Here is a 4901-nt window from a genome sequence, read left to right as displayed (position 1 = left end):
GGGTATGGGCAATGCTGCGTTTCATGACAACAGCAATGTGGGGGACGGGTTCACCTCGGGCATGGTCGAGGGCATGACCGAAGGCGGTGGTGGCCGCCGCGGCGCTGCTGCCGGCGGGGGCGGGGTGCCGGTGCCGAGGATCCCGGTTCTGGGTATCAGTCAGCCGCCGGCGGCAGAGCTCACCGTTCCCGAGACGGACGACGGCGACAATCCGGTGCCTGACCGCACCGACCGCAACCCGGTGCCCGCTGGTACCGGGACGGGTGGCGACGTCGACCGCGCGGGAGTGGGTACGTCGGGTGAGGGCCCAGGCGGGCAAGCGGGCGGCCCGGCCACCGCTACTTCGGGGTTCCCGGGCGGTGGCCTGGAGGCCGGTGGCACGGCTGGCACGGGTTCACGCCGGGGTGTGGTGCCGACGGGCCACGGCGGTGGTTCGGGCACGGCTACCGCGGGCACGGCTACCGCGGGCACAGTTGGTGCGGGCACGGCAAGTATGCCCGTGGAGGCTGGTGCTGGTCCGGGTTCGGGGTCTGGCACGTCTGCGGGTTTTGGCGGTTCTGGTGGGCCGCACCTCCCGGGTGCGGTGCGTGGCGCGGGGACGGGCGAAGGGGCGCGCGGGCCCGTGGCAGCAGTAGGGGACAGTGGTGTGGGGCCGACTGGCAGGGGCGACGCCACCCTGAGCACCGCCATCACCCAGCACCCGGCCCCCGGCACCGCTGCCGGGGCTGGTGCCGGGTTCGGTGACCACATCGCGCCGATCCAGGACGTGGGCGCTACCGCCGGGCTTGCAGGATTTGAGGCCGCACCCGGCGGTCCTGACGTGGTCAGCGGTCTTCCTGTAACGGCCTTGCGCCGTCCGGGTGATGTGTTCGGCGGCGTGGAGCGTGGGGGGCCCGGCACGGGTGCCGTGGGTGGTGGTCCTGCCAGTGCGGGCGGGACCGGCCCCTTGCCTGCTGCCGCGTCGGTTGTTGCTGGCGTTGGCGCTGCGGTCGATGGTTCGCTGGCCAGCATCCTTGCTGGTGGTGACCTGTCGCGGGGGACTGGCACTGTAGGCAACCAGTTGCCGCAGCCTGCCAGGGTGACGGAGTCGGCGATGCTTCCCGTCACGGAGCCGTCTGCAAGTGCAGATCCGGGTACGCGGGAGCCTTTGCCAGGCACAGTACTCTCGCCGGTCACCGGCAGCGCTTCTCTACAGCCGGCACCGGTGGGGGAGGGGGAGGAAAGCGAGGCACCGCACGCTATCGGTGGGCAGCACGCTGCGGGCACCGTTAACACAGAAACTCCGGTACTGGCGACTGACGCTGACCTGTATCCCGCGGCTGGCCGTGCACCCAGCACGTCCGACGATGATGACGCCACCATGGCAGACGACGCTGACGACATCACACTGGTGGACACTGGGCAGACGGTCGGCGGCACGGAATCGGGCGGCGGCAAGACGGCCAAGTCCGGGCTCGGCCGCACCCTGGAGGACATCCTCGCCTGGCGGACCGATGCCGACCACCACACCGACTCGCAGAAGGCGGCCTTACTGAACCCGGACAGCCGTTTTCCCGCAATAATTACCGTAAACCCGGCCCACTTCACGCAACCGAGCACGTCCGAACCTGCTGGGAACCCTTTTAGAAGTGCAGCGCCTGCTGGGAACCCTTTTAGAAGTGCAGCGCCTGCTGGGAACCCTTTTAGAAGTGCAGCGCCTGCTGGGAACTTTTCCGGCCTACGCCCACAACTCCCCACCCTCCATCCTCCCGACCGAACTGCAGCGATGCTATGGAAGCTCAAGAATTACGGGATATCGTTTGAATCGAATACCGGGGTCTCGAAACTCAAAAAGGATTATCCGGACACGCCGAGCGAGGTGATGAATCAGATCAAGCCTGAAGAGTTGCCGTTTGAGTGGCTGGCTGAAGTGGTGAAAGGTGCCGACAAGTTCGCGCCGATTCTCGGGAGTCGGCGTTTTAAGTCCGTCCGGAGTGGCGTTTCCCAGGAAGTTAGTAGTATATCTGCAGTCAGCTGGGCGCTCCGTGCGACAGCGTCAAGTAAAATCGGCGCAGTGCGCACCGATATAAAGGGTACATATTTCGATGATTCCAAAAACTTTAACCTCTATGTGGGCTTCTTTCGTAACGTGTCTGCAGACCCGCTGGATCCGATTAAGGGAATTCTGGGGACTGTGGTCCATGAGCTCTCGCACGGCTTGCTTGACTATAAAATGCGCGACTATAACTGGTACTTTTGGGGTGGCGTGAAGCAGGTCGACTGGAAGGAATGGGAGCCTTCGGGAGCTATTGACCCCGCAGAAGCATTGCGCGAGACGGTCCGATCTGCATTGCTAGTTGGCGCGGAATTCAATGAGGAAGCGTCTCCCGAACTGAAAAAGGTGGCATGCGACCTATTGGTCTCACTTCCGGGGAATGTGCGGGAACGGCAGGCCGGTGAGGGTGAAATAGAATACGTCGATCGAATCGTGCATGCGCTAGGATCCTACGCTCCATGGTTCATGGGTAAAGTAAAGCCATTGATCCATGTGGACCGTCGGTTCCTTGTTAAGGAACAAGCGATAACGCGATATGGAGGAGTGAACTCTTACGAGGATCTTGCTGAAAGCGCGAGGTACTATTTCCTTGCCCCGTCAATGCTCAAGGAGCGCGCGCCACGCCGTTTCGCCTTCATGCAAAAGCTGGAGAGGGAGTGGCCCGCCACCCCACAGACCGCCCCTATCCTGCCAGCACATAATCCGCTCGGGACAGGTCCCCACCCCCCGGAACCCGCAGACCACACCGCCCAAGCATTCTCAGCCACAGGGGACATGGAACCGGGCAGTCTTCTCGGGCCCGGATCGGGGTTGCCGCCGCCGACGTTGGCCCATGCCAAGAGAGTGGCGGAGAAGGGCGGGGCGTCTGCAACGCCTGGATCACCCCATCCAGCGTCAGCCCGAACACCGCCCCCGCCGCGACCCCCGCCAGCTCGTTCTTGATGCGATGCCCGTCCGGCGACCAGCCCGGCCCGGGTGGGAAGGTGCGAGGGATCACCGGCCCGAGCTCGTCGACGCAGTCGACCGTCGCGCCGACGGGCGGACTGCGGTAGAGCGCGATGATCCGGGTCCTTTTCCCGCGAAGTCGGGGTCCTTCGAACGAGTCCAGGAACGGGTACGACGCCAGCGCACGCCTTCTGCGAGGAGGATCCGGCGAACCTGGCTGCGTCCGATCTCGATCCCCAGCCGTCTGGCTTCGGCGGCCAGCGCGTCCAGGGTCCATTCTGGTGGCCCGGCCTCGTCGGCTGCGGCCAGGTCGCCACCTGCCTGCACCATCAGCCGGCACGGCGGTGCCTGTCGGCCAGGCCGATGATGGTGGACCGCTCAGCCTCGGTGATCCGCCGCTTGCGGCCCTGACCAGCCAGATCTTCCAGCCCGTCCAGACCGGATCGGTTGAAGCGGTGCAGCCAGCACCGCACCGTCTTCTGGCTGCAGCCCAGTTCGTGCGCGATCGCCGGCACCCTCAGCCCGGCCCAGCTCGCTCGACCATCCCCGCTCGCTGCACCGGATCACGCGGCGCTTTGCGAGCCCGCGCCAGCCTGTGCACCACAATTTCTTCATCAGGATCACGGCTTAGCCGTGCTCGTAACACCACTGCCCAGCACCCGCCCCCGAGCACCCGAAACCACCCCGCCATCAGCACATCCCAGTGAAAGAGGAACCCAGCACTAGCTACCGGTAGTTCGTTGAATCCGGTGGTGGTGTGGGTTGACGGCGGGTCGGGTTGGTCGTAGGCCGGTGGTAGGGGTGAACTGCCGTGTTGGGGGCTGAAGATGACCGCTCGCCGTCCGTGTCCGCCCGCGCCGGGGCCGTTGGAGGAGTACGCGGCCCGGTTCGACGACCTCTTCTTCAGCCTGGCCCAGCGGCGGGGGTTCCGCGAGTACCTGAGCGGGCTGCTGGCGCCGCGGGAGCGGAACAAGACGATCACCTGCCTGGCCGGGGCGGAACCGGTGGCTGGTGCGGGGATGCCGGGGGTGCAGCGGCTGCAGTTCTTCCTGTCCGAGTCACCCTGGGAGGCCGAGCAGGTCAACGACCGGCGGCTTGAGCTGCTGCGCGAGGAGATGGCGACGGCTCCGCACGACAGCGGAGTCATCGTGATCGACGATTCCGGGGACCGCAAGGACGCCACCTCGACCGCGCACGTGGGCCGGCAATGGCTGGGCCGACTGGGCAAGACAGACAACGGCATCGTCACGGTGACCACGGTGTGGACCAACGGCCGCGTGTACTACCCACTGCATGCGACGCCCGGCGGTTTCCACTGATCGTTGCGAATCAGCGGTAGGCGAGGGTTCTCGACCAGCTTCTCATGGCCTCGGCCGGAGTGCGGTCGCCCAGGACGTGGCGGGGCCGTTCGTTGAGCTGACGGGCGACTTGCGTGAGGTCGCGCTCTGTGTAGCGGGTCAGGTCGGTGCCTTTGGGGAAGTACTCGCGCAGCAGTCCGTTCGTGTTCTCGTTGGTGCCTCGCTGCCAGGGTGAGTGCGGGTCGCAGAAGTAGATTCTGAAGCCGGTGAGGTCCTCTATCTGCTGGTGGAGATACAGTTCGCGGCCTTGGTCCCAGGTGAGGGTGCGACGGATGTGGGTGGGCAGGTCGGCGGTCTGCTCGACCAGGGCGTCGCGTATCTGGGGTGCCCTCCAGCCGCCGGGCAGGTGGATGAGGCGGACGTAGCGGGTGGCCCGGTCGACCAGGGTGCCGATCTCCGATGCCTGCCGGGCACCGAGGATGAGGTCGCCTTCCCAGTGCCCGGCCACTGTGCGGTCCTCTGCCCTCTCATCCCGCCGGTGTTGGTGAGGCTGGGTCCGCTGGACATCGGCCAAGTCGCTGACCTGCGGACTTTCCTGGACCTGGTGCCCGACCCGCGTGCGA

At 65.9% G+C, this 4901-nt stretch carries 3 protein-coding genes and 1 pseudogene; 2 read left to right on the top strand and 2 right to left on the bottom strand.

Going from position 1 to position 4901, the window contains the following annotated elements:
• The first annotated feature begins 1360 nt into the window (after window positions 1-1360).
• Window positions 1361-2977 carry a hypothetical protein gene (locus PV350_RS44495; protein WP_500339052.1) on the top strand — a complete coding sequence of 539 codons (1617 nt, stop codon included), beginning with the start codon at window positions 1361-1363 and terminating at the stop codon, window positions 2975-2977.
• Between the two features lie 332 nt (window positions 2978-3309).
• Here PV350_RS44495 and PV350_RS44490 read toward each other — a convergent pair whose 3' ends face one another.
• A complete protein-coding gene (locus PV350_RS44490) occupies window positions 3310-3495 on the bottom strand; it encodes a helix-turn-helix domain-containing protein (protein ID WP_500339051.1) in 186 nt (61 codons plus the stop codon).
• Window positions 3496-3807: 312 nt separating this feature from the next.
• Here PV350_RS44490 and PV350_RS44485 point away from each other — a divergent pair.
• Window positions 3808-4284: pseudogene (locus PV350_RS44485) on the top strand (IS701 family transposase); the annotation flags it as partial.
• 25 nt (window positions 4285-4309) lie between these two features.
• Here PV350_RS44485 and PV350_RS44480 read toward each other — a convergent pair.
• Window positions 4310-4852: an IS30 family transposase gene (locus PV350_RS44480; RefSeq protein ID WP_500339053.1), complete on the bottom strand. Its 543-nt coding sequence runs from the start codon at window positions 4850-4852 to the stop codon at window positions 4310-4312.
• Between the last annotated feature and the right edge of the window lie 49 nt (window positions 4853-4901).

This window comes from Streptomyces sp. PA03-6a (genome assembly GCF_033792765.1).
Taxonomy (GTDB): domain Bacteria; phylum Actinomycetota; class Actinomycetes; order Streptomycetales; family Streptomycetaceae; genus Actinacidiphila.
The sequence above is the reverse complement of the archived record's forward strand: the minus strand, read 5'-3'. Positions and strand labels throughout refer to the sequence as shown.

What these genes read in the sequence shown, in the direction of transcription:
- PV350_RS44495 (WP_500339052.1), top strand. Translation starts at nt 1,361, where the DNA reads ATGGCAGACGACGCTGACGACATCACACTGGTGGACACTGGGCAGACG.